Annotated in this window: 23 protein-coding genes, 1 tRNA gene and 2 pseudogenes; 16 read left to right on the top strand and 10 right to left on the bottom strand. The window is 69.0% G+C overall.

Annotation, left to right across the window (positions count from 1 at the left end):
* Positions 1-3: 3 nt before the first annotated feature.
* From ACFQWG_RS07400 to ACFQWG_RS07390, 3 genes are all read left to right on the top strand, one after another.
* The gene (locus ACFQWG_RS07400; protein WP_380973808.1) at positions 4-558 is read left to right on the top strand and encodes a DUF501 domain-containing protein; all 555 of its coding nucleotides are present in this window, start codon (positions 4-6) and stop codon (positions 556-558) included.
* A gap of 22 nt (positions 559-580) precedes the next feature.
* Complete coding sequence (locus ACFQWG_RS07395; RefSeq protein WP_380973805.1) at positions 581-1,564, top strand: Ppx/GppA phosphatase family protein; 984 nt, start codon at positions 581-583, stop codon at positions 1,562-1,564.
* A gap of 17 nt (positions 1,565-1,581) precedes the next feature.
* Positions 1,582-1,655 (top strand) — tRNA-Leu (locus tag ACFQWG_RS07390).
* Here ACFQWG_RS07390 and ACFQWG_RS07385 read toward each other — a convergent pair.
* Together ACFQWG_RS07385 and ACFQWG_RS07380 are read right to left on the bottom strand one after the other, a co-directional pair.
* A complete protein-coding gene (locus ACFQWG_RS07385; protein WP_380976279.1) occupies positions 1,615-2,004 on the bottom strand; it encodes an integrase core domain-containing protein in 390 nt (129 codons plus the stop codon). The genes ACFQWG_RS07390 and ACFQWG_RS07385 overlap by 41 nt on opposite strands.
* A 63-nt stretch (positions 2,005-2,067) precedes the next feature.
* Positions 2,068-2,553, bottom strand: coding sequence for an IS3 family transposase (locus ACFQWG_RS07380; RefSeq protein ID WP_380973802.1), 486 nt, complete (start codon positions 2,551-2,553; stop codon positions 2,068-2,070).
* A 195-nt stretch (positions 2,554-2,748) separates the two neighbouring features.
* On the opposite strand from ACFQWG_RS07380, the pseudogene ACFQWG_RS07375 reads away from it, so the two are divergent.
* From ACFQWG_RS07375 to ACFQWG_RS07335, 9 genes and pseudogenes are all read left to right on the top strand, one after another.
* Positions 2,749-3,564 (top strand): annotated as a pseudogene (locus ACFQWG_RS07375) (IS256 family transposase); the annotation flags it as partial.
* Between the two features lie 134 nt (positions 3,565-3,698).
* A complete protein-coding gene (locus ACFQWG_RS07370; RefSeq protein ID WP_380973072.1) occupies positions 3,699-4,919 on the top strand; it encodes a site-specific integrase in 1,221 nt (406 codons plus the stop codon).
* Positions 4,916-5,857 (top strand): tyrosine-type recombinase/integrase, encoded by a 942-nt coding sequence (locus ACFQWG_RS07365; RefSeq protein ID WP_380973798.1) that lies wholly within the window; start codon positions 4,916-4,918, stop codon positions 5,855-5,857. Before ACFQWG_RS07370 ends, ACFQWG_RS07365 begins: the two co-directional genes overlap by 4 nt.
* On the top strand, positions 5,854-6,846 hold the full coding sequence (locus ACFQWG_RS07360; protein WP_380973077.1) for a tyrosine-type recombinase/integrase: 993 nt from the start codon (positions 5,854-5,856) through the stop codon (positions 6,844-6,846). The genes ACFQWG_RS07365 and ACFQWG_RS07360 overlap by 4 nt, the downstream gene beginning before the upstream one ends.
* A gap of 106 nt (positions 6,847-6,952) precedes the next feature.
* A pseudogene (locus ACFQWG_RS07355) lies at positions 6,953-7,402 on the top strand (transposase); the annotation flags it as partial.
* A 272-nt stretch (positions 7,403-7,674) separates the two neighbouring features.
* Positions 7,675-9,162, top strand: coding sequence for a threonine synthase (gene thrC / locus ACFQWG_RS07350; RefSeq protein ID WP_380973795.1), 1,488 nt, complete (start codon positions 7,675-7,677; stop codon positions 9,160-9,162).
* Positions 9,159-9,875, top strand: coding sequence for a glutamine amidotransferase (locus ACFQWG_RS07345; protein ID WP_380973792.1), 717 nt, complete (start codon positions 9,159-9,161; stop codon positions 9,873-9,875). The genes thrC and ACFQWG_RS07345 overlap by 4 nt, the downstream gene beginning before the upstream one ends.
* Positions 9,876-9,994: 119 nt before the next feature.
* Complete coding sequence (locus ACFQWG_RS07340; RefSeq protein WP_380973789.1) at positions 9,995-10,921, top strand: Bax inhibitor-1/YccA family protein; 927 nt, start codon at positions 9,995-9,997, stop codon at positions 10,919-10,921.
* A gap of 46 nt (positions 10,922-10,967) precedes the next feature.
* Positions 10,968-11,366, top strand: coding sequence for an FKBP-type peptidyl-prolyl cis-trans isomerase (locus ACFQWG_RS07335; protein WP_380973786.1), 399 nt, complete (start codon positions 10,968-10,970; stop codon positions 11,364-11,366).
* A 6-nt stretch (positions 11,367-11,372) separates the two neighbouring features.
* On the opposite strand, the gene msrA is transcribed toward ACFQWG_RS07335, so the two are convergent.
* A complete protein-coding gene (msrA, locus tag ACFQWG_RS07330) occupies positions 11,373-12,014 on the bottom strand; it encodes a peptide-methionine (S)-S-oxide reductase MsrA (protein ID WP_380973783.1) in 642 nt (213 codons plus the stop codon).
* Between the two features lie 248 nt (positions 12,015-12,262).
* Between msrA and ACFQWG_RS07325 the strand changes: the two genes are divergently transcribed.
* Positions 12,263-13,591 (top strand): AI-2E family transporter, encoded by a 1,329-nt coding sequence (locus ACFQWG_RS07325; RefSeq protein WP_380973780.1) that lies wholly within the window; start codon positions 12,263-12,265, stop codon positions 13,589-13,591.
* Between the two features lie 83 nt (positions 13,592-13,674).
* Here ACFQWG_RS07325 and greA read toward each other — a convergent pair whose 3' ends face one another.
* Together greA and trhA are read right to left on the bottom strand one after the other, a co-directional pair.
* On the bottom strand, positions 13,675-14,154 hold the full coding sequence (gene greA, locus ACFQWG_RS07320; RefSeq protein WP_380973777.1) for a transcription elongation factor GreA: 480 nt from the start codon (positions 14,152-14,154) through the stop codon (positions 13,675-13,677).
* A gap of 134 nt (positions 14,155-14,288) precedes the next feature.
* The gene (trhA, locus tag ACFQWG_RS07315) at positions 14,289-14,969 is read right to left on the bottom strand and encodes a PAQR family membrane homeostasis protein TrhA (protein ID WP_380973775.1); all 681 of its coding nucleotides are present in this window, start codon (positions 14,967-14,969) and stop codon (positions 14,289-14,291) included.
* 173 nt (positions 14,970-15,142) lie between these two features.
* On the opposite strand from trhA, the gene ACFQWG_RS07310 reads away from it, so the two are divergent.
* Positions 15,143-15,907 (top strand): isoprenyl transferase, encoded by a 765-nt coding sequence (locus ACFQWG_RS07310; RefSeq protein WP_380973772.1) that lies wholly within the window; start codon positions 15,143-15,145, stop codon positions 15,905-15,907.
* Positions 15,908-16,086: 179 nt separating this feature from the next.
* On the opposite strand, the gene ACFQWG_RS07305 is transcribed toward ACFQWG_RS07310, so the two are convergent.
* From ACFQWG_RS07305 to ACFQWG_RS07285, 5 genes are all read right to left on the bottom strand, one after another.
* The gene (locus tag ACFQWG_RS07305) at positions 16,087-17,031 is read right to left on the bottom strand and encodes a carbohydrate kinase family protein (protein ID WP_380973769.1); all 945 of its coding nucleotides are present in this window, start codon (positions 17,029-17,031) and stop codon (positions 16,087-16,089) included.
* Between the two features lie 79 nt (positions 17,032-17,110).
* On the bottom strand, positions 17,111-17,365 hold the full coding sequence (locus ACFQWG_RS07300; RefSeq protein WP_380973766.1) for an exodeoxyribonuclease VII small subunit: 255 nt from the start codon (positions 17,363-17,365) through the stop codon (positions 17,111-17,113).
* 115 nt (positions 17,366-17,480) lie between these two features.
* Positions 17,481-18,812, bottom strand: coding sequence for an exodeoxyribonuclease VII large subunit (xseA, locus tag ACFQWG_RS07295; RefSeq protein WP_380973762.1), 1,332 nt, complete (start codon positions 18,810-18,812; stop codon positions 17,481-17,483).
* A gap of 52 nt (positions 18,813-18,864) precedes the next feature.
* Positions 18,865-19,515: a hypothetical protein gene (locus tag ACFQWG_RS07290; protein WP_380973759.1), complete on the bottom strand. Its 651-nt coding sequence runs from the start codon at positions 19,513-19,515 to the stop codon at positions 18,865-18,867.
* A 178-nt stretch (positions 19,516-19,693) separates the two neighbouring features.
* Complete coding sequence (locus ACFQWG_RS07285; RefSeq protein ID WP_380973756.1) at positions 19,694-20,353, bottom strand: DUF6318 family protein; 660 nt, start codon at positions 20,351-20,353, stop codon at positions 19,694-19,696.
* Between the two features lie 343 nt (positions 20,354-20,696).
* Between ACFQWG_RS07285 and ACFQWG_RS07280 the strand changes: the two genes are divergently transcribed.
* Entirely contained in the window at positions 20,697-21,722 is a 1,026-nt protein-coding gene (locus tag ACFQWG_RS07280; RefSeq protein WP_380976277.1) for a 4-hydroxy-3-methylbut-2-enyl diphosphate reductase, read from the top strand.
* A gap of 153 nt (positions 21,723-21,875) precedes the next feature.
* The gene (gene ychF / locus ACFQWG_RS07275) at positions 21,876-22,958 is read left to right on the top strand and encodes a redox-regulated ATPase YchF (RefSeq protein WP_380973753.1); all 1,083 of its coding nucleotides are present in this window, start codon (positions 21,876-21,878) and stop codon (positions 22,956-22,958) included.
* Positions 22,959-22,960 lie beyond the last annotated feature (2 nt).

The following is a 22,960-nucleotide window of genomic DNA, read 5'->3' as shown; positions in this document are numbered from 1 at the left end:
CCGTTGACCGAGACCGCCGATGCGGCTCCGCAGGCCTTCGCAGCGCCGACGCCCGCGACCCAGGAGGATCTCGAGGTCCTGCGCGGCCAGCTCGGACGGATCCCGCGGGGCGTCGTCGGGATCGGCGCGCGATGCGTGTGCGGGCGGCCCACGGTCGTCGCGACGGCCCCTCGGCTGGAGGACGGCACGCCGTTCCCCACGACCTTCTACCTCACCTGTCCGCCGGCCGTGCGTGGATGCTCGACCCTGGAGGCCGAGCACGTCATGGAGGACCTCACCCGGTGGGTGTCCGAGGATCCGGACGCCCGTTCGGCCTACCTGGGGGCACACCGCGACTACCTGGCCCGCCGGGAGGCGATCGCCCGGGCCGCCGGGATCGGGGAGGTCGCCGAGATCAGCGGCGTCTCCGCCGGGGGGATGCCGACGCGCGTCAAGTGCCTCCACGCGCTGGTCGGCCACGCGCTGGTGGCCGGGCGGGGCGTCAACCCGGTGGGGGATCGGGCGCTGGAGATGCTGGCCGAACGCGGCCTGTGGCGCCGGGACCGATGCACCTGCTGATCGGCGTGGGACAATGGGCCGTGTGAAACGCGTGGCTGCCATCGACTGCGGGACCAACTCCATTCGTCTGCTCGTCGCCGACACCGAGTGGGCGGACCTGCCCGGCGGGGGCCGCCGCCCGCGGATCGTGTCGGACCTCACGCGCCAGATGCGCATCGTGCGCCTCGGCGAGGGCGTCGACCGCACCGGTGTCCTGGCCCCCGCCGCCCTCGGCCGCACGTTCGCGGCAGCGGCGGAGTACAAGGAGATGATCGACCGCCTGGATGCCCAGGAGATCCGCGTGGTCGCCACCTCCGCCACACGGGACGCCGCGAATGCCGGGGACTTCTCCCGCGGGATGCGCGAGGTCTTGGGCGTCGAGGCGCAGATCGTCCCCGGCACGGAGGAGGCCGCGCTCTCCTTCGCCGGCGCGGTGAGCGCCGCCCCGCCGGACGCCGTGCGCCCGCTGCTGGTCGTCGACATCGGAGGCGGGTCCACTGAGCTCGTCCTCGGCTCCGACGCCGTCGAGCAGGCCGTCTCCATCGACATGGGATCGGTGCGCGTCACCGAGAAGTTCCTCGCGGGATGCCCCGCGGACGAGGGCGTCCCCGCCGAGGCGGAGGCCGCGGCCGTCGCCTGGATCGACCGGAGGCTCGACGATGCCGAGTCGCAGGTCGACCTCACCCGGGTGGGCACGCTGGTCGGCGTCGCCGGGACGATCACGACGGTGACCGCTCAGGCGCTGGACCTGCCGTGCTACCAGCCTGAGCGCATCGACGGGGCGTCGCTGCCGCTGGACCGCGTGGACCAAGCGGTCCGATTCATGGTCGACCAGCCGGTCGCCGTCAAGGCGGCGCTGGGGTTCATGCCGAAGGGCCGTGAGGACGTCATCGCGGCGGGGGCCCTGGTGTGGAGCCGGGTGATCGCCCGGGTCGTGTCCCGGGCCGCCTCGCGCGGGCACGCCATCGACCACACCGTGACCTCCGAGCATGACATCCTCGACGGGATCGCTCTGTCGATCGCCTGACCGGCTCCGCCGGATCCGCCCCCATAGCCCAATTGGCAGAGGCAGCCGACTTAAAATCGGCTCAGTGCCGGTTCGAGTCCGGCTGGGGGCACCCAACGCACAAGGCTCGAACCTTGGCCCAGCGAATCGGCCTGACTTTTGGGAGCTTTGTCCGGCAGGTGCCGGATTGGCTGATTCCAGGTCAGCGGAATACGCGTCTTCGACCTCGACGGGGTGCGTATGTCGAGTTCTCCGTGGAGGCGCTGGTTGTTCCACCACCACACCCACTCAAGGGTCGCGAGTTCGACCTGCTTGACCGTGCGCCAAGGCCCTTGCTGGCGGATCAGTTCGGTCTTGTAGAGGTTGTTCACGGCCTCGGCCATCGCGTTATCGAAGCTGTCGCCGACGGTCCCGGTCGAGGGAACAGCGCCGAGTTCGACGATCCGGTCGGTGTAGACCATCGCGGTGTAGTTCGACCCGTGATCGGCGTGATGGATGAACCCGCCGAGCCGTCCGCCGGCGTTCTAGGCGGCTATATCGAGTGCCTGCATCGACAGGATCTCCGACCGCAACGTGGAGGCGACGTTCCACCCGACGATGCGGCGGGAGTAGACGTCTGTGACGAACGCGACATAAGCGAATCCTGACCACGTCGCGACGTAAGTCACGTCACAGACCCAGAGCCGCCGCGGCGTAGGCGCCGTGAAGCGACGGTTCACGAGATCGCTGGGCAGCAAGGTCGTCTTATCGGAGCGAGTGGTGAACACCCGCTTCGACTTCTTCACGCTACGGACGCCGGCCAGCCGCATGAGGCGCTCAGTCTGGTAGCGGCCAATGGCCCACCCTTGTCGACGCATCAGCGCGTGCCTCTTCCGGCGTCCGTAGACGCCGTAGTTCTCCGCATGCAACCTGGCAACCTCAGGTACGAGCAGCTCATCCTTCAGCTGCCGGGCCGACGGCGCTCGACCGAGGGCGGCGCGGTAGCCGTGGGAGGTGAGGAAGCCCTGCACTGCCGGTCGGAGGACGCGGCAGATGAGCTCGCCCCCGAAACACCCCGGTGTTCGTCGATGAACCGGATCATCTCGGTCAGGGGCGGCCTGGCTCCTTCGCAAAAAACACGCTGGTGAGCTCGACCCGTTAACGCGACATCGGGGACTGTCAGGAGAACGGTGGATCTGGGACTGGCCTGACCGAAAGGAAGGGCTATGAGCCAGACCATCGAGATGATCGATCCTGTGACAGGAGAGATCATCGATCAGCAACAGATCGCCGAGCAGCTGCTCGCGCAGGCCAAGGAGCAGGGAGTCAGCCTCGTCGGGCCGGGAGGCCTGCTCGGCGGGCTCACGAAGACGGTGCTGGAGACCGCGCTGGAAGCTGAGATGACCGAGCACCTCGGTTACGACAAGCACGCGTCCTCGATCGGTGAGAACGCGCGCAACGGGACCCGCTCGAAGACGGTGCTCACCGAGGTCGGTGCCGTCGAGATCGACGTGCCGAGAGATCGTGACGGGTCGTTCCAGCCGAAGATCGTGCGCAAGCGGCAGCGGCGGTTGGACGGGATCGACGAGATTGTCCTGTCGCTGACCGCGCGCGGGCTGACGACTGGTGAGGTCGCGGCGCACTTCGAGGAGGTCTACGGCGCAAGAATCTCGAAGGACACGATCAGCCGGATCACCGAGAAGGTGACCGGCGAGTTGGCCGAATGGTCCTCGCGACCGCTGGACCCGCTGTATCCGGTGATCTTCGTCGACGCGATCGTGGTGAAAGTCCGTGACGGGCAGGTGCGCAACACCCCCTTCTACGTCGTGATGGGCGTCACGGTGAACGGCGAACGCGACATCCTGGGCATCTGGGCCGGTGACGGCGCCGAGGGCGCGAGGTTCTGGCTGGGCGTGCTCACCGAGATCAAGAACCGCGGCGTCGAGGACGTGTGCATCGTGGTCTGCGACGGTCTGAAGGGACTGCCGGAGTCGATCACCACGACGTGGGAGCTCGCGGTCGTGCAGCAGTGCATCATCCATTATGCCGATGTCCGGGTTATGCCGATGGTGCGGGTGGTTCCCTTGGGGCGCGTGGGTTCCGCGCTGGCGAGGTCGGCATAATCCGGTGATCTGATCGACGCTCTTCTCATCCGTTCTTGGAGAGGAGAAGAGTCATGGTCAAGGTGTTGCGTTCGATCGTGTGCGGCCCGTTGGAGCCGTATGCGGCCGGGTTCGTGGGTGAGTTGCTTCGTCGCGGCTATTCGAGTGGTGGTGCCGATCAGCAGGTGTGTTTCGTTGCCCATCTGGATCGCTGGATGCTCGCCGAGGGCGTCGGCCTGGGCGGGTTGAGCACGCCGACGCTGCAGCGGTATCTGGGACAGCGGCGCGCGGCGGGGTATCGGGAGTACTTGTCGATGAAGGCGCTCGCGCCTCTGCTGGAGTATCTGTCGCCGTTGGGTGTGTTGCCGGTAGAGGAGCCTGCCGCGCTCGGTCCGGTCGAGGAGCTGCTGGAGTCCTACCGCAGCTACCTGCTCGTCGAGCGCGGAGTGACCGCAGGGACGGCTCGCGGCTACGTGGACAACGTCCGCCCGTTCGTGACCACCCGGCTGCGCGGCAGCGCGCTGGATCTTGCTGGGATCAGCGCGGCCGACGTCACCGGCTTCATTGGGACGGTCTGCCCGGGTAGGGCGATCGGTTCGGCGAAGCTGATCGTCTGCGCGCTGCGGTCGCTGCTGGGATGGCTGTACCTGACCGGGCAGCTGCCGGTGTCGCTGGCTGGGGCGGTGCCGTCGGTGGCGGGGTGGAAGCTCTCCAGTCTGGCGAAGGGACTGGAGCCGGGTCAGCTCGCGCGGCTGCTGGGCAGCTGCGACCGGCGCACGCCGACGGGTCGAAGGGACTATGCGGTGATGCTGCTGTTGTCCCGGCTGGGACTGCGTGCCGGGGAGGTCGCGCGGCTCGGGCTGGATGACATCGACTGGCGGCGCGGCGAGCTCACCGTTGTCGGGAAGGGCAACCGGAGCGAGAAGCTGCCGCTGCCACCCGACGTGGGGAGGGCGATCGCGGCGTATCTGCGTCACTGCCGCCCGGCCAGCGCGGAAGGGCGCAGCGTGTTCGTCAGGGTCCACGCGCCGCTACGCGGGTTGACCGCCGGCGGGATCACGATGATCGTGTTCGACGCTGCGCAGCGCGCGGGGCTCCCGAAGATGCACGCGCATCGGCTGCGGCATACCGCTGCGACTGCGATGCTCCGCGCCGGCAGCCCACTGCCGGAGGTCGGGCAGGTGCTGCGTCACAGGTCCGTGCTGAGCACCGCGATCTACGCCAAGGTCGACCGCGACGCGCTCCGCGCGCTGGCCAGACCCTGGCCGCGCATCGTCGAGGACGGTGTGTCATGACCGGGCCGTTGAGGGATCAGCTCGCCGACTACCTGACGCTGCGTCGCGCGCTGGGCTACCGGCTGGAGCGACCGGAGAAGCTGCTCAACCAGTTCCTGGAGCACCTCGAACACCATGGCGAGGAGGCGATCACCGTCGCCGGCGCGCTGGACTGGGCGCGGCAGCCGGCAAGTGGAGCGTCGAACTGGTGGGCCTACCGGCTGGGTGTGGTCCGCGGTTTCGCGACCTATCTGCATGCGATCAACCCGGTCCACGAGGTTCCCGCGCGAGGGCTGCTGCCGCAACGGCCGCTGCGCGCCAGTCCGTATCTGTACTCCGATGTCGAGATCGCGGCGCTGATCGCCGCCACCCAGGCGCTGCGCACCCCGCTGCGGCAGGCCACGTTCGCGACGCTGATCGGGCTGCTCGCGACCACCGGGATCCGGATCGGGGAGGCGATCGGGCTGGACCGTGGCGACGTCGACCTTGCAGACGGGCGGCTCACGGTGCGGTCCGGGAAGTTCGCCAAGACCCGGGAACTCGCACTGCATCCCAGCACGATAGACGCGCTGCGCGCCTACCGTCGGCTGCGTGACAGGTCCGCGCCGCGGACGGGAACACCGGCGTTCTTCGTCTCCACCGCCGGGACTCGGCTGATCTACTGCAACGTCCACAACACATTCCACCGGCTCGTCCAGGGCGTCGCCCTGACGCCGCGGTCGCCATCATGCCGGCCACGCATCCATGACCTGCGACATACTTTCGCCGTCAACACGATGCTCGACGCCTACGTCGCAGGTGAAGACGGGCAGGCCCGGCTCACGCTGCTGTCGACATGGCTTGGTCATGTCCACCCCCGCCACACCTACTGGTATCTGTCCGCGGCGCCGGAGCTGATGGCCCTGGCCGGGCAACGCCTCGAAGCCCACCTGACCGGCGAATCGAGGGCACGATCATGAGCGCCCTCGCACCCACCCTGCAGGCGTTCTTCACCGACCGGCTGATCCGGCAACGAAACGCCAGCGATCACACCATCGCCGCCTACCGGGACACCATGCGGCTGCTGCTCGGCTACGTCACCGCGCAGACGGGCACCGCACCGTCACGGCTGGACATCGACCAGCTGGACGCACCGATGATCGGCAGCTTCCTGGATCACCTCGAGCACGAGCGCGCAAACAGCGTCCGCACCCGAAACGCCAGACTCTCCGCGATCCACTCCCTGTTCCGCTACGCGGCGCTGACCCATCCCGAGCACGCCGACAGCATCGCCCGGGTCCTCGCAATCCCGCCCAAACGGTTCGACCGGGCCGTGATCGCCTACCTCACCGAGGACGAGGTCGACGCGCTGTTGGCCGCCTGCGACGCGGGCACCTGGACGGGGAGGCGCGACCACGCCCTGCTGCTGCTTGCCACCCAGACCGGGCTGCGGATCTCCGAACTGCTCGCCCTCACACCACACGACGTGCACCTCGGCGCAGGGCCGCACGTCGCCTGCCACGGCAAAGGCCGCAAGGACCGGATCACCCCGCTCACCCAGGCCACCGTCACCGTGCTGCGCGCCTGGATCGCCGAACTCGGCGCGGACCCGGACGCCCCGCTGTTCCCATCGCGGCGCGGCACCCGGCTCAGCCGGGACGCGATCGAGCGCCGCCTCGCGCACTACACCACCCAGGCCAGCAGCGCCTCCCCGTCGCTGCGCGGCAAGACCGTCACCGCGCACGTGCTCCGGCACACCACCGCGATGCGACTCCTGCACGCCGGCGTCGACACCAGCGTGATCGCACTCTGGCTCGGACACGTCAGCGTCGAAACCACACAGATCTACCTGCACGCAGACATGACCCTGAAAGAGAAGGCCCTCGCCCGCACCAGCCCACCCGGCCGGCCGCGAGACAGCCGATACCGACCCCCAGACACCCTCCTGGCCTGGCTCGAAGCCCTCTGATTATGCCGACCTCGCCAGCGCGGAACCCACGCGCCCCAAGGGAACCACCCGCACCATCGGCATAACCCGGACATCGGCATAATGCACGTTATGCCGATGTCGGCATAACGTGCATCTGATCCGCAACTCGTTCCGTTACGCGGGCAGGCAGCATCGCGACGCGATCGTGAAGTCGCTCAAGCCTGTCTACACGGCCCCGTCTGAGCAAGCAGCGAAGGACCGGTTTGCCGAGTTCACGGCCGAGTGGGGCGAGCGCTACCCGGCGATTGTGCAGCTCTGGAACTCATCGTGGGCGGAGTTCGTGCCGTTCCTCGAATACGACGTCGAGATCCGCCGCATCATCTGCAGCACCAACGCGATCGAGTCCCTCAACGCCCGCTACCGCCGCGCGGTCAGGGCACGCGGACACTTCCCGAACGCCGCCGCCGCGGTGAAGTGTCTGTATCTCGTGACGAGGTCGCTTGACCCCACCGGCCGGGGTCGGGCACGCTGGGTGACGAGGTGGAAGCCCGCACTCAACGCCTTCGCGATCACCTTCGAAGGCCGAATCAACTGAAATGCGCCAGGCCAGATCCACCGTTAATCTGACACACCCAGGGATCGGTCATCGCCGTCCCGAGGCCCCTTCCTCGTCCGATCGGCCGGCAGCCTCCGGAGCCGGACCGCCCCGAGACGCTGGGCCGGCCGATGGTACCCTCGGCCGTGGGGACGACGCCGGCAGGGCCCCGGCGGACCGGGCGGGGTCCGTGCAGCGGGCCCTCTCGCCTCGGGGCCGGGTCGCGTCGCCGCCTTCCTCCGTCCCGATCCTCTCGCCGAAGGTCCAGCGCCATGAAGTACGTCTCCACCCGCGGTCACATGCCGCCCGCGCAGTTCTGCGACATCCTGCTGGACGGCCTGGCTCCCGACGGCGGCCTCGTGGTCCCCGAGGCGGTCCCCACGGTCGGCTCCGATGAGCGCGAGCGGTGGAGGGGCCTGACCTACCCCGAGCTGGCCGCCCGGGTCATCGCCCTCTACGCCACGGACATCCCGGGACCCGACCTCGAGGCCCTGACCCGCGCGGCCTACTCTCCGCGGGTCTTCCGCAGCCCCGTTGTCGTCCCCCTCACGCGGCTGGACGGGCGGACGACGCTCGTGGGCCTCTCGGAAGGGCCGACGCTGGCGTTCAAGGACCTCGCCATGCAGTTCCTGGGCCAGGTCATCCCCTACGTCCTGGAGCGCGCGGGGCGCACCCTCAACATCCTCGCGGCCACCTCCGGTGACACCGGGTCCTCGGCGGAGTACGCGTTCAGGGGGAAACCCGGGATCGACGTCTTCATGCTGTCGCCGCGGGGGAGGATGAGCCCCGTCCAACGCGCGCAGATGTACGCCCTCGACGATCCCAACATCCACAACCTCGCGGTCGACGGCGTCTTCGACGACTGCCAGGACCTCGTCAAGGCGATCACCGCGGACACCGCCTTCAAGGAGGCCCACGCCCTCGGAGCCGTCAACTCGATCAACTTCGGCCGCATCTGCGCGCAGATCGCCTACTACTTCTGGGCGTGGCTGCGCGCGACGGACGACCTCCCGCCCGCGGCACGGCGGAGCCAACCGGTGTCCTTCGCGGTGCCCTCCGGGAACTTCGGCAACGTCTACGCCGGCCACCTCGCGCGCCGTATGGGACTGCCGGTGCGCCGCTTGATCGTGGCCACGAACGAGAACGACGTCCTCGACGAGTTCTTCCGCACGGGCGTCTACGCCCCACGCCCGCGCGAACGGACGCTCGTCACCACCAGCCCGTCAATGGACATCTCCAAGGCATCGAATCTCGAGCGGCTGATCTGGGAGGTGCTCGGCGCGCACGAGTTCGCGTCGCGCTGGCAGCGGCTGGCGGAGGAGGGGCGCCTGGACCTCGGGGACCACCGCTCGCGCCTCGAGGACGAGTTCGGCTTCGTCAGCGGCTCCAACACCCACGGCGACCGGATCCGGACCATCCGGACGCTGTACGAGAGGACGGGCGTCGTCATTGATCCGCACACGGCCGACGGCCTCGCGGTCGGGTGGCGGCAGGCGGAGGCGGGGGTCACGACCCTGGTCATGGAGACGGCGAAACCGGAGAAATTCGGCGACACGGTCTCCGAGGCGCTCGGGGCGGACACCCCGCCGGTGCCGCCGCACATCCGTGAGCTGCTGGCCCGGCCGCAGCGCGTGAGGGAGGTCCCCGACGACGTCGCGACGGTGCGCGCCTACCTCGCCGACCACGCCCTGCCCGCTGCGCGCGCCGACAGCCCAGATGGCGCCCCGGCGCCGCGCGGCCAAGACTTGGGGCCGGCGTGACCGCGCGGGCTGTGGCCGTGCGCCACGTCCCCTTCGAGGACCTCGGCCTCCTCGCCCCGCTCCTGGAGGCCCGTGGATACCGCACCAGCTATCTCGACGCCGGGATCGACCCCCTCACGGCGCAGGCCGCCGTCGAGCCGGACCTGCTGGTCGTCCTCGGGGGGCCCATCGGCGTCCACGACACCCGGGACTACCCCTTCCTCGAGGAGGAGAAAGCCGCCGTGAGGGCGCGGGCCGAGTCAGGGCGCCCCCTCCTGGGGATCTGCCTGGGCGCGCAGCTCGTGGCGGAGGCGTTCGGCGCTCCGGTCGGGCCGGCGGGGCGCGCGGAGATCGGCTACGCGCCGCTCCAGCTCACCGAGCCCGGGAGGACGTCGGCGCTGCGGTTCCTCGAGGATGTTCCCGTCCTGCACTGGCACGGCGATCAGTTCGGCATCCCCTCCGGCGCGGACCGCCTGGCCGGCACGCCGGGCGTCCCCAACCAGGCGTTCTCGCGGGGGCCCGGCGTCCTCGCCCTGCAGTTCCATCTCGAGGCCGACCATCGGCGCCTCGAACGCTGGCTCATCGGACACGCCTACGAGCTGGCGGCACGCGGTGTGTCTCCGGGGAAGATCCGCGCCGAGGCACTGGCCCATGGGGATCTGCTCGCGCGAGGCGCCTCGGAGGCGTTCGGCGCGTGGCTTGACGACATCGAGACCGCCGCGGATCGCCGCTGAGGGCCCAGGCCCTTCCCCCGGATCGCCGTGGGCGAACAGCCGGGCGTCCCATCCACTGGCGCCGCGGCCCGGAACGTGCGACATTGGAGACGCACGACCAGCGACCTCTCGGAGGAGATATGGCCAACCCGGTGTTCAACAGGCTCGAGACGGAGTGGAAGCAGACCACTCCCGCGGGTTATCCGACGATGCCCGGATACCGGCCCGGCGCGCATTCCGCGCCGGAGGCCCAGCCCGATCCGCGCCACCCCTACGGTGCCGCCGGCCCGGTCACCGGCGCCGCGGGGACTCCCCCCGCCTTCGACCAGCACGCGCTGGAGGACGCCGAGCGCGCCTATGCCTCCGCACCCGCCGACGCTGTGGACCGCGGCCGTATGACATATGACGATGTGCTGGTCAAGACCGGCCTCCTCTTCGGAGCCCTGGTCCTCTCCGCCGCCGGCGCGTGGGCGGTCACGGCCGCGAACAGCGCCGCGGGCGCAGGGCTGATGATGATCGGGCTGGTGGCCGGCTTCGTCTTGGCCATGGTCAACATCTTCTCCCAGACGATCCGCCCGGCCCTCATCGTCTCCTACGCGGTGGCCGAGGGCGTGGCCCTGGGCGCCCTGTCCGCCGTCATGGAGTACATGTACCCGGGGATCGTCGTGCAGGCGCTGGTGGCCACCGTGGCGGTCTTCGGCGTCACCTTGGCGCTGTTCGCCTCCGGCAGGGTCCGCAACTCCTCGAAGCTCATGCGCTTCACCCTCATCGGTCTCATCGGGATCCTCGTCTACCGGGTGCTTGACTGGGTCCTCGCCCTCACCGGGGTCGTCCAGGGCGGTCTCTCCGGCGCCACGTTCATGGGCATCGACCTGGGGCTGGTCGTGGGCGTGGTGGCGGTCCTCATCGGCGCGATGTGCCTGATCGGCGACTTCGACCAGGCGAAGGTCGGCGTCGCCCGCGGCGTTCCGGCGAAGTTCGCATGGTCGTGCGCCTTCGGCATGATGGTGACGGTCGTGTGGATGTACGTCGAGATCCTCAACCTTCTCAGCTACCTGCGGGACTGAGCCTCGCTCCGTCTCCGCGACCATCCTCCGAAGGGACACACCCGCCATGGACAACGTCACCGTCTCAGGTGATTTCGGCCGCAAGCCGGTCGTCGAGTTCGCAGGCGCCGATCCCGCGCACGAGCTCCTCGTCGAGGTGCTCGCGCCCGGGTCGGGACGCGAGGTCGAGCCCGGGGACCAGATCCAGTGCCACTACCTCGGCCAGGTGTGGAACGGGAAAGTCTTCGACAACTCCTACGACCGTGGGCAGGCGCTGGCCTTCCAGATCGGGGTCGGCATGGTGATCCGCGGTTGGGACGACGGGCTGGTCGGCCAGCGCGTCGGCTCGCGCGTGCTGCTGTCCATCCCCTCCGACTACGGCTACGGCGACCGCGGCGTCCCCCAGGCCGGCATCCAGGGAGGGGACACACTCGTGTTCGTCACCGACATCCTGGGAGCCAGCTGACCGGCGTCACCGGCGCGCTCCGGGGACAACGGGGCAGGCGACCCCCGTGCGCACGTGGCACTGGTAGCCGCCCGGGTTCTTCCACAGGTAGCCCTGGTGATAGTCCTCCGCCCGCCAGAACGCGACGCCCTCGCCCCCCGCGTCTGGGACCGAGGAGGCGATGGCGGTGGTGATCGAGCCGAAGCCACGCGAGGAGATCTCACGCTGGTAGGCGTCGCGGGTCGCGATCGCCGCCGCTCGTTGGTCGGGCGCCGTGGTCCACACCGCGCTGCGGTACTGCGGGCCGACATCGTTCCCCTGTCGGTCGCCCTGGGTGGGGTCGTGGATCTCGAAGAAAAGGGCCAGGATCTGCTCGGTGCTCACCTGCGCCGTGTCGTAGACGACGCGCACGGTCTCGGCGTGGCCCGTGGAACCGGTGCAGACCTCGGGATAGGTGGGGTGGGCCGTGTGGCCGCCCATGTAGCCGACGGCGGTGGAGACGACTCCCGGCGTCTCCCAGAAGATCTTCTCCACGCCCCAGAAACACCCGGCGGCCAGGAAGATCAGGGCCTGGCCGGCGCCCGGCGCGAGGTCCAGAGGGGTGCCCAGCACGACATGGCGGGCGGGGTCGGTGCGGGGGGCGCTCAGAGCGTCGATGGACCGGAACACGGGGTCCTCCTTCGAAGCGGATGTGCCGCTCCATTGCAGCACAGCCCCGATCACCCCGCGCGCCGAGTGGTCGCGCGCAAGCGACCACTCGGCGGATCGGCGTGCGCGCACGGTAGGGTTTGTCAGCGACGCGAAGCAGGAGGTGGGACATGGAGGATCCGGGCACCCCGGCGGTGAGGGGGCCATTCGCTGCCCTCTTCGACCGGCTTTCCTCACAACGAGGCGGGCACGGGAGCAGAAGGACGCCGATGCCGCTGAGGGAGAACCCGGTGCGTTCCGAGGGCGATGCCACCCAGGCCGTCAGCTGGCCTCTGCGCGTGGCCGCCGCCTGGTCGTGGCGCTTCCTCGCGGTCGTGGCGGCCGCGGTGGTCATCATCTGGCTGGCCTCTCAGGTTCCCGGCGTGATCCTACCCGTCGCCATCGCCATGCTACTCGGCGTCTTCCTCGCCCCGTTCGTCGAGTGGTGCTCCCGTCATCTGCATCTGGGACGCACCTGGGCCACGGTCCTGATTCTCGTGCTCGCCATCGTCCTGATCGCGGGTCTCGTCAGCTATGCGGGCAACTCGGTCTTCAACCAGTTCCCCCGGCTGATCAGCAGCGCCTCCGGGGGGATGGGCGCGGCCGTCACCTGGCTCTCGGAGGGCCCGCTGGGCCTCGACACGACGGCCGTGGAGAGCTGGCTCAACGACTTTCAGGACGAGATCTCCGGTTTCCTCCAGTCGAACTCGTCCCAGCTCGCCTCGGGCGCGCTGTCGATCGGGTCCTCGCTGGTCTCCGTGGTCACCGGCGGATTCGTCATGATCTTCTGCCTGTTCTTCTTCCTCAAGGAGGGGCGGCGCATCTGGCTGTGGGTCGTGCGCCTCCTCCCCGCCCCCGCCCGCCGTCCCGCCCACGAGGCCGCGATCCGCGGATGGGTGACGATCGGCGGTTACGTGAAGACCCAGATCAAGGTCGCCGCCATCGACGCGCTCGGCATCGGTCTGGGAGCGTTCTTCCTGGGTCTGCCCATGGTCGTGCCCATCACCATGCTCGTCTTCTTCGGCTCCTTCATCCCGATCCTGGGCGCGTTCCTGTCGGGGGCGATCGCCGTCTTCGTGGCCGTGCTCGACCAGGGGCTGACGGCGGGTCTCATCATGCTGGCGGTCATCCTGGTCGTCCAGCAGATCGAGGGCAACGTCCTGCAGCCCTGGCTGATGTCCGACGCGGTGTCGCTGCACCCTGTGGCCGTGCTGCTGGTGGTGACGGGGGCGGGCTCCGTCGCCGGCATCGTGGGCGCTGTCTTCGGCGTCCCCATCGCCGCGTTCATCAACGCGGTCGCCCTCTACCTCCACGGCTACGACCCGATCCCCGAGCTCGCCTCCCGGGAGGATCGGCCGGGCGGCCCGCCCGGAATGCTCGACGAGATGATCGCGTCGAGCTACCGCTCGACCGCGCTGGCGGGCGCCGACGTCAGGCAGGAGCCCGCCGCCGGGGACACCGCCGGGGCGGGCGGTGACGCCCTCGTCGGGGACGACCCCGCCTCCGCCGGCGGCAGCGGCGACGAGGGCGGGGCGGAGACCCCGGCGGGCGCCTCCTGACGGCATGACGACGGGCCCGCCGCCCCTAAGGGGGAGGGCCCGTCGGAGGCGGCGCGGGGCCGCACGGCCCCCGCACCGCGGGCTCAGCCTGTGAAGGGCTTGCAGCCGAGGATCGCGACTTCGATCTCCCGGCCGTTGGGAGCCTGGTAGGTGAGCGTGTCGCCCGCTTTGTGGCCGATGACGGCCGCGCCGAGCGGAGCCTTCGCGGAGAAGACCTGCACGCCCAGGTCGCCGCCCGCATCCCTGGAGCCCAGCAGGAAGGTCTGCTCGCGGCCCGCGATCGTGGCGGTCACGACCATCCCCGGCTCGACGATGCCGTCGTCGGCCGGCGTCTCGCCGACCTCGGCGTTGGCCAGCATCTCCTGCAGGCTGGCGATGCGGGACTCGTTGAGCGACTGCTCGTTGCGCGCGGCGTGATAGCCGCCGTTCTCGCGGAGATCGCCCTCCTGCCGGGCCTCATCAATGAGGTGGGTGATGTGGGGGCGGCGCTTCTGGACGCGCTCGTCGAGCTCGGCTTTGAGGGCGTCGTACTGCGCCTGAGTGAGCCACTGAGTGTCTGCCATGGGTACCTCCAAAAAGGACCGGCACCGAGGGGTGCCGGTGGTGAGACGTCGGACCAGTATAGCCGGGGGCGGAGGAGCATTCCGGAGATCGCCGGATCAGGGGCTGCGGCGCCCTCGTGCGGCCCGGCGACGTCTCACCCGAGGACGGCCAGGTACACGGCGACGCAGTGGCAGGCCCAGGCCAGCACCGTGAAGAGGTGGAAGATCTCGTGGAAGCCGAACCAAGCGGGACTCGGATCGGGGCGCTTGAGCGCGTAGACGACCGCGCCGACCGTGTACAGGATGCCACCGGCGAGGACCAGCCACACGACGGCGGGACCGCCTGCCGCCCACAGCTGGGGAAGATACCACACCGCGACCCAGCCCAGGATGACGTAGACCACAGTCGTCAGCCACCGGGGCGCCGTGGGCCAGAAGACGCTGAGCAGGACTCCCGCGGCGGCGCCTGCCCACACGACGGCCAGCAGGACCACCCGGTCCCGCCCCGTCAGGAGGGAGACCGCGAGCGGGGTGTAGGTGCCCGCGATGAGCAGGAAGATGTTCGAGTGGTCGAGCCGCTTCATGCGAAGCTCCCACCGGGGCGACCAGTAGATCCGGTTGTAGGCGGCGGAGACGCCGAACAGGATGAGAGACGTCGCCAGGAACACGGCTGACGCCCATGTCTGCGCGGCCGTCGGTGCCAATGCGACCAGCACGACGGAAGCCGCCAGGGACAAGGGGGCGGCGACGAGGTGGAACCACCCGCGCAGGTGCGGTTTGATGGCCACGACCTGGTCGGGCAGCCACCTGGTGGGCCTCAGCGACGCGATCTTCATTCCTGCTCCTGATCTGTTGGTGTTCTTCGGACCGCCGCAGGCGCGCGGTGCATCTCTACTACCTACGATACCGTAGGTTCAGTGTCGTGCACGAGTCCGCGATGTGTCCCGGGTTAGGCTTGGACCCACCGGCGCAGCGACTGGACCGGATGTGGTCGACCTGAGGAAGACGGATGGCTCACTGGAATCTCCTCTACGACGTGTACGAGCGTCGTCTGCGCGCCGAGCTCGAGGGGAGTCCGATCCCCCGCCACGTCGGAGTCATCCTCGACGGGAACCGCCGGTGGGCGCGCGCGACGGGCACCACGGCCTCCCACGGCCACCGGGCGGGCGCCGGCAAGATCGAGGAGTTCCTCGAGTGGTCCGAGGAGGCAGGCGTCGAGATCGTCACCCTCTGGCTGCTCTCCCCGGACAACATCGTCGGGAGGGACCCGGAGGAGCTGGCCGAACTCAACGAGATCATCGCCCGAACCGTGTCCGACCTGGCTGGACGACGCCGCTGGAGGCTCCGCATGGTCGGGGATATGTCGTTGCTCGACCCGGAGCTGTCCGCCCGCCTCCAGCACTCCGCGGCCGACTCCGCGGACGTCGACGGCATGTCGGTCAACGTGGCCGTCGGCTATGGCGGGCGTCACGAGATCGCGGATGCAGTGCGCTCCTACCTCAGCGAGGCCGCCGCCAAGGGGCAGACCCTCGAGGAGGTGGCGCTCACTCTCACCGACTCCGACATCACGGACCACCTCTACATGAAGGGCCAGCCCGATCCGGACCTGGTGATCCGCACCTCCGGGGAGCAGCGGCTGTCGGGCTTCATGATGTGGCAGTCCGAGCACTCGGAGTTCTACTTCTGTGAGGCCTACTGGCCGGACTTCCGCCGCATCGACTTCCTGCGCGCCCTGCGCAGCTACGGCCAGCGGGAACGCCGCATGGGGCGCTGACGGCCGCACACCTGCCCTGCGAGGACGATGACGAGCCGGGCGATGACGGTAGGGCATCGTCGCCGAGTGGTCGCAAGCTCGTGACCACTCGGCGACATCGGTCCGCTCACTCGGGCGGACGGGGGCGGAGCCCGGGGCATCCCCTCCGACGAGGACGCCGAAGCCCTCCGGTGAAACGGTCAGCGCATCCCGGCGAGCTCCGAGAGCCACGGCGGGTTGGCGCCCGCGCGCGAGACGGTGATGTCTGAGATCGCGGATGCCCGGTCGAGGATGGCGCGGACCTGGTCGTCCTCGATGGCGTGCAGGGCAGAGCGGGACATGGCCCCGACCAGGCCCAGCGACCACAGCGCGTCGATGATGCCCCCCATGAACGAGTCTCCCGCGCCCACGGTGTCCACCACCTCGACGTCCGCCGGAACGGCGGCGCGGCGGACCCCGGACACCGTGTGCGCCAGTGCCCCCGTCTTCCCGCGCGTGACGATGACGATCGCCGGGCCCATGGTCAGCCAATCGCGCAGGACGTCCTCGACGGGACGCCCGCCCGTCAGCCAAGCGATATCCTCATCGGAGACCTTGACCACGTCGGAGACGGCGACGAACTTGTTGACCGTGGCCAGGGACTCCTCCGGCGACCCCATGATCGCTGGCCGCGCGTTCGGGTCGTAGGTGATGATCGCGTGCTGCCGGGCGGCGACCAGCGCATCGAGCACAGCGGGTCCACCGGGTTCGATGACCGTGGCGATCGAGCCGGCGTGGACGACGCGCGCCGTGTCCGCGACCCGGATCGGGGAGGCTGGCGCCCACTCGAGGTCGAAGGTGTAGCTCGCCGCGCCATTCTCGTCGAGGGTGGCGAGCGCCGTGGGGGTGCGGTCGGCGCCACAGGACTCCGGGGTGATGAACACGTGCGAGTCGCCGAAGTGCTTCGTGATGACGTCCCCGCGCGGGTCGCGCCCGATCCACGTCTGCAGCGCGACATTGCGGCCCAGCCTGCCCAGCGTCATCGCCACGTTGGCAGGGGATCCGCCGGGGATCTCGGTGGCGGCTGAGGGATTCGAGGCGGGAGAGACGATGTCGACCAGTGCCTCGCCGATGGCGAGGACGTGGGGGTCGGTCTCGAGGTCCATGAAGTCTCCTGTTCGGCTGGGCGGATCGTCAGCGGCTCGCCGAGTGGTCGCTTCCTGGCGACCACTCGCGGTGTCAAGCCTAGTCGCCCGTGGGAACCGGCTCGGACGGCGCTCGGCCGTCTGCCGGCGTGCGGTCCAGACGCTGCTGTGCGTCGTCGAGGATCTGGCGGCACCGGGCGGCGAGTGCCTCTCCGCGCTCCCATAGCTGCAGCGTCGCTTCCAGCGGCGCCTGCCCGCTCTCGAGCTGCCGCACGATGCCGACGAGCTCATCTCGGGCTTGCTCGTATCCCAGTGTCGCGGGACCGGGCGCCGCGGATGTCGTAGGTTCTGCCATTGGGGCCTCCTTGGGGGTGGTGCCTATCGTGTGGAGTAGATGCCGCGTAAGTGTTCCGACCGCCTCGACGAGGACGTCGCTGCCGGGGCGCGGATCGCCCGGCGGGCCGGTTCGCCTACGGCGTGCCGGACGGGGCCGCGGGCCCCGGATTCGTTCCGAAGACCTGGGCGACCAGCCGGCCGCGGGCGAGGACGGCCTCCAGGAGGTCGCCCTTCTGCACGGCGGCGGCATCGCGGACCAGGTCGCCGGACGGCGTGCGCAGCATGGCGTAACCGCGGTCGAGGGTCGCTTGCGGAGAGATCGCAGCCAGGGTCGCCTGGGCCCGCGTCAGTTCTGTGCGCTCGATCGCGAGCCGTCGGCTGACCGACTGGGCCAGCCGCATCGCCTGGGCGTCGACGAGCGCTCGGTGTTGCTCCAGGACGGCAGTCGGGCGCAGGAGTACGGGCCGGGAGGCCAGGAGAGTGAGGTGCTCCCGCTCGCGGGCGAGTCGGGATCCCACGGCGGCGCGCATCTGTGAGACCGCATGAGCGAGCCCGTCGTGCTCACGCTGACGATCCGGGACGATCCTGCGTGCGGCGTCCGTCGGGGTCGAGGCTCGGTAGTCGGCGACGAGATCCAGCAAGGGGGCGTCGCCCTCGTGCCCGATGGCGGAGACCAACGGGGTCCTCACGGCTGCCGCAGCGCGCACCAGCGCCTCGTCGCTGAATGGCAGGAGGTCCTCCACGGCTCCGCCGCCGCGGGCGACGACGATGACGTCCACCTCCGGGAGGGCATCCAGTTCGGCCATCGCCGCGCTCACCTGCGGGACGCAGGATGGGCCTTGAACAGCGACCTCGCGAATCTCGAAGGTGATGCCCGGCCAGCGGGCGGTCGCATTGACGATGACGTCGTCCTTCGCTTTCGCGTTCCGTCCGCAGATCAGGCCGACGCGCCGGGGCAGGAAGGGCAGCGGGACCTTCCGGCCCTCCGCGAAGAGCCCCTCAGCGTCCAGCGCGCGACGGAGCTCCTCGATGCGGGCGAGAAGATCGCCGATCCCCTGGAGGTGGACCTCGGCGGCACGCAAGTTGAGTGTGCCGCGGCGCTCCCAGAACGTCGGCTTCACGCGGACGACGACGCGTGCTCCCTCGTCGAAGCCGGGACCGGTGCGGTCCAGGACGCCCGGAAAGGTGGAGACGGTCATTGAGGTGTCCGCCTCGGTGTCACGCAGGACGAAGAAGGCCATCTTCGTGCCCGGGCGGGGTTTGTACTCGACGACCTGGCCCTCGACCCACATCTCCGACATGCGATCGACGTAGACCTTGATGTTCTCCGTGAGCCGTCGCAGGGGCCAGGGGTTGTCGCGGGTGGTGTCCGCGGCGCGGGCGGCGGGCGCGGGGCCGGGCGCACCGGGGCCGCGGGGTGCGGGTCTTCCAGCACCGTTCGCTGAGTGCTGTTGGGGGGTCGTCACCTGTCCAGCATGTCATTTCCGCGGCGGTGTCGTCACGTGGGGCGGTGTGTCGTCAGTGTCCCTGGAGGTGCTCGGCGGTGTCGGTGACGACCGTGTGCGACGTGCGTACCTCGAAGGCGGAGGAGGTCTCGCGGGTCTGGATGATGCCGGGGACAGAGAGGGTCTCTCCGGTGAAGGGGTTTGTCACGGTGGCGGCCCAGGTCGTGATCAGGCTGATGGTCTGCGCGCCGGCGGCGGTGGTGTAGGTGTGCTGGTTGGTCGTGTCGGGCCAGGGGGCGCCCGGGTCGGCGGTGACGAGAGGCGCGTTGCCGTCCTGGAAATCGAAGGCGAAGCTGTCGGCATGGAGGCGGATCGGGACGGTGTACCCGAGGACGGTCACGGTGAGGGTCTGCTCCGTGTCGAGGGCGTGCACCAGAGTGGGGACACCGGTGTAGGACCAGTCCGCAGGTTGGACGGCGAGGCCGGCGGGGGAGACATGGGCGGTCGCCAGGGCCTGGTAGAGGATGTCGGCCGTCGAGGGTGGGGTGAAGGAGTTCTCCTCCGGGTCGGTATCCGCAGGGAGCGGGCCGATGAGCGGGCAATCGTCATCGGCCCACTGGCCTTGCTGGATCTGGCCGAGACACCCGGAGGGGACCGAGGGCGGCAGTCCCGCCACGGCCGCGACGGTCCAGTAGGTGCCGTCCTCGGACGGGCTGCTGTCCAAGCCGGGAATGAGGAGTCCGGAGGCGATGCCGGCTTCGATGAGGACAGAATCTCCGGAGTTCGTTGGACCCACATTCCAATAGCTCAGATCGTCGGGTGGAGGTTCCGCATTCGCAGCTACGCGTGGCACTATGGCTAAGGTGATTACAATAAGCACGAATGGTCGGAGTCTTAAAGGTCTACTTAGAACCTGGGTCATCGGCCCCAACACCTCCACATGCCTTCCATTTTCCTGAGCTAAAACAGGTGTGAATCTCAATGAGCTCGTCTCTTGGATTTAATACTCTTACTGTTTTTCCGTCATAACTCCCGCGTCCGGAAGTAGTCAAATGAACCAAGATTGCATACTTGTTCTTTTCGTCAGGAAAGACAATCGCCGGTTCGATTCGTGATATAGCGTATCGTAGGCCGTCTGTCCAGCCTCCATTACTAGCCCGGCCATCAATAATCGACGCGCGACCCGCGCAAAGTTCACATTCCTCGGTGCTAATCTCTTTGAGAAGTTCTGTATCTCCGGTATTCGCCGCGTGCTCGGCTACCGCGATGAAATAACGTGCGAATTCCTCGGCGGCCTCGGGGGTGTTGTCCCCGATGCTGATGGGTGAGGCGGGCGGCTGGGGCTCGGGTCCGTCGCTGGGCTTGAGCAGGTGCCCGTCCGGTCCCACGGCGTACCCGCCTGACATGGACAACTCGGGCGTGGGCGAGCGGCCGGTGGGGTCGGCCGCGCCGGAGGGTGGGTTGTTGCCGGAGTCCTGGTTGGAGCACGCGGCGAGGAAGCAGCCGGCCAGTCCGATGGCCAGGACCGGGAGGAGACGAGTGAACACGCCGGTGTGAGTCATGCGTCACACCGTAGCTGGTACAGGTTCCTAGACACCAGACCTCCACAAGAATTTGTGGATAACGTGCAGTCCCTTGTGCGGTGGCCTGAGAATCCCCAGACCGTCTTGCCGAGTGGTCACGTGCGAGCGACCACTCGGCGATGGCGTCATGGTGCACCGGGCCTTTGGGGCAGGAACGGCCTCGTCGATGGCGATGAACGCCAGCGCGGACGTGGCAGGTGTGCCCGATCTCCCCGAGACCTGCGCGCGGCGGACCGTTACATTGGGGGCTATGAGCCTCCAGACAGCCGCCTCCTCTCGGGTACCGCACCTCGCTGCGGCGGACGCTGCCGCTCCACGGTCCATGGGGCACTCGTCGGCAGCGGGCACTGGCACCATCCTCGTCGCAGCGCCCCGTGGATACTGCGCGGGAGTGGACCGGGCGGTCGACGTCGTGGAGAAGGCGCTCGACCTCTATGGTCCGCCCGTCTACGTCCGCAAGGAGATCGTCCACAACAAGTACGTCGTGGAATCCCTGTCGCGGCGCGGAGCCATCTTCGTCCAGGACACGGAGCAGGTCCCCGAGGGCGCCCGTGTCGTCTTCAGCGCCCATGGCGTCTCCCCCCAGGTGCGCGCGGTCGCTCAGGCGCGCAACCTGGCCACCATCGACGCGACCTGCCCTTTGGTCACCAAGGTCCACCGTGAGGCGGTCCGTTTCGCGAAGGAGGACTACGACATCATCCTCGTCGGCCACGAGGGCCATGAGGAGGTCGAGGGAACCTTCGGGGAGGCGCCCGAGCACATCCAGGTTGTCGGCTCGCCCGAGGAGGTCGACGACGTCGTCGTGCGCGATCCCTCGCGTGTCGTGTGGGTGTCCCAGACGACGTTGTCGGTCGATGAGACGCGGGAGACAGTGGACCGGCTGCGCGAGCGGTTCCCTCTGCTGGAGGATCCGCCCAGCGACGACATCTGCTACGCCACGCAGAACAGGCAGGTCGCCGTCAAGACCATCGCCCCGCGCGCCGACGTCATGATTGTCGTGGGCTCGGCGAACTCGTCGAACTCGGTACGCCTGGTCGAAGTGGCCTTGGAGTCCGGCGCCGGCGTCGCGCACCGCGTCGACAAGGCGGACGAGCTGGACCCCGTCTGGTTCCAGGGCGCCTCGACCGTGGGGCTGACGTCGGGGGCATCGGTGCCGGAGGTGCTCGTGCGTGACGTCGTCGAATGGCTCCAGGCCCGTGGCTTCCCCACCGTCGAGGAGGTCCGCACCGAGACCGAGACCATCACTTTCGCCCTGCCGCGGAACCTGCGCGCGCAGATGGCGGCCAGCGGCATGGGGGAGACCCGTCCCCACGCCAAGCGCCGCGTCGGCGTGAACCACACCAGCTGAGACCACTGCGAGGTGGGGGCGCCGGTCCGCGCCCCCATCGCGCTCTTCTCATTCATCCGCTCATTGAGGCGCCGCCGATCCCGTCGACTGGTCGCGCGCACGTGACCACTCGACGCAGAGGGGAGCCGGCGGGGCGGCACCTACAATGAACGGGTGTCGCTCACCATCGGAATCGCCGGACTGCCCAACGTCGGCAAGTCGACCCTGTTCAACGCGCTGACGCGCGCGACCGTTCTGGCGGCGAACTATCCGTTCGCCACCATTGAGCCGAATGTCGGGATCGTCCCGCTGCCCGACCCCCGGCTGGAGCGCCTCGCCTCCCTCTTCGACTCTGAACGCATCGTGCCGGCCACAGTGTCCTTCGTCGACATCGCCGGCATCGTGCGCGGCGCCTCCGAGGGGGAGGGGCTGGGCAACCAGTTCCTCGCCAACATTCGCGAGGCCGACGCCATCTGCCAGGTCACGCGCGTCTTCCAGGATCCCGATGTCGTCCACGTCGACGGACGGGTGTCTCCCAAGGACGACATCGAGACGATCTCGACGGAGTTGATCCTTGCGGACATGCAGACGCTGGAGCGCCAGATCCCGCGACTTGAGAAAGAGGTGCGTGGGCGGAAGACCGAGGCTGTCGTGCTGGAGACCGCGCAGGCGGCGCTCGCGCTGCTCGAGCGCGGCGAGCTGCTGTCCGGGACCGCGGGGGCGGGCCTGGACGCCGAGGCGCTGAAGTCGTTCCAACTCATGACCTCCAAGCCGTTCATCTACGTGTTCAACATGGACGATGCCGGGATGGACGATCCTGCGCTGCAGACGGAACTGCGCGACCTGGTCGCGCCCGCCGAAGCCGTCTTTCTCAACGCCGAGTTCGAGGCCGAGCTGGTTGAGCTGGATCCTGACGACGCCCGCGAGATGCTCGAGGAATCGGGCCAGAGTGAATCCGGGCTGGACAAGCTGGCACGTGTCGGTTTCGAAACGCTCGGGCTCCAGACATTCCTCACGGCGGGCCCGAAGGAGGCGCGGGCCTGGACGATCCACCAAGGCGATACTGCCCCGGAGGCCGCCGGGGTCATCCACACGGACTTCCAGAAGGGCTTTATCAAGGCGGAGATCGTCGGCTTCGACGACCTCATGGAGCTGGGTTCCGTGGCCGAGGCGCGCGCGCATGGCAAAGTCCGCATGGAGGGCAAGGACTACGTCATGCAGGACGGGGACGTGGTGGAATTTAGGTTTTCGAACTGACA

This window comes from Schaalia naturae, from assembly GCF_042665795.1.
In the GTDB taxonomy this organism is placed as follows: Bacteria; Actinomycetota; Actinomycetes; order Actinomycetales; family Actinomycetaceae; genus Pauljensenia; species Pauljensenia naturae.
The sequence above is the reverse complement of the archived record's forward strand: the minus strand, read 5'-3'. Positions and strand labels throughout refer to the sequence as shown.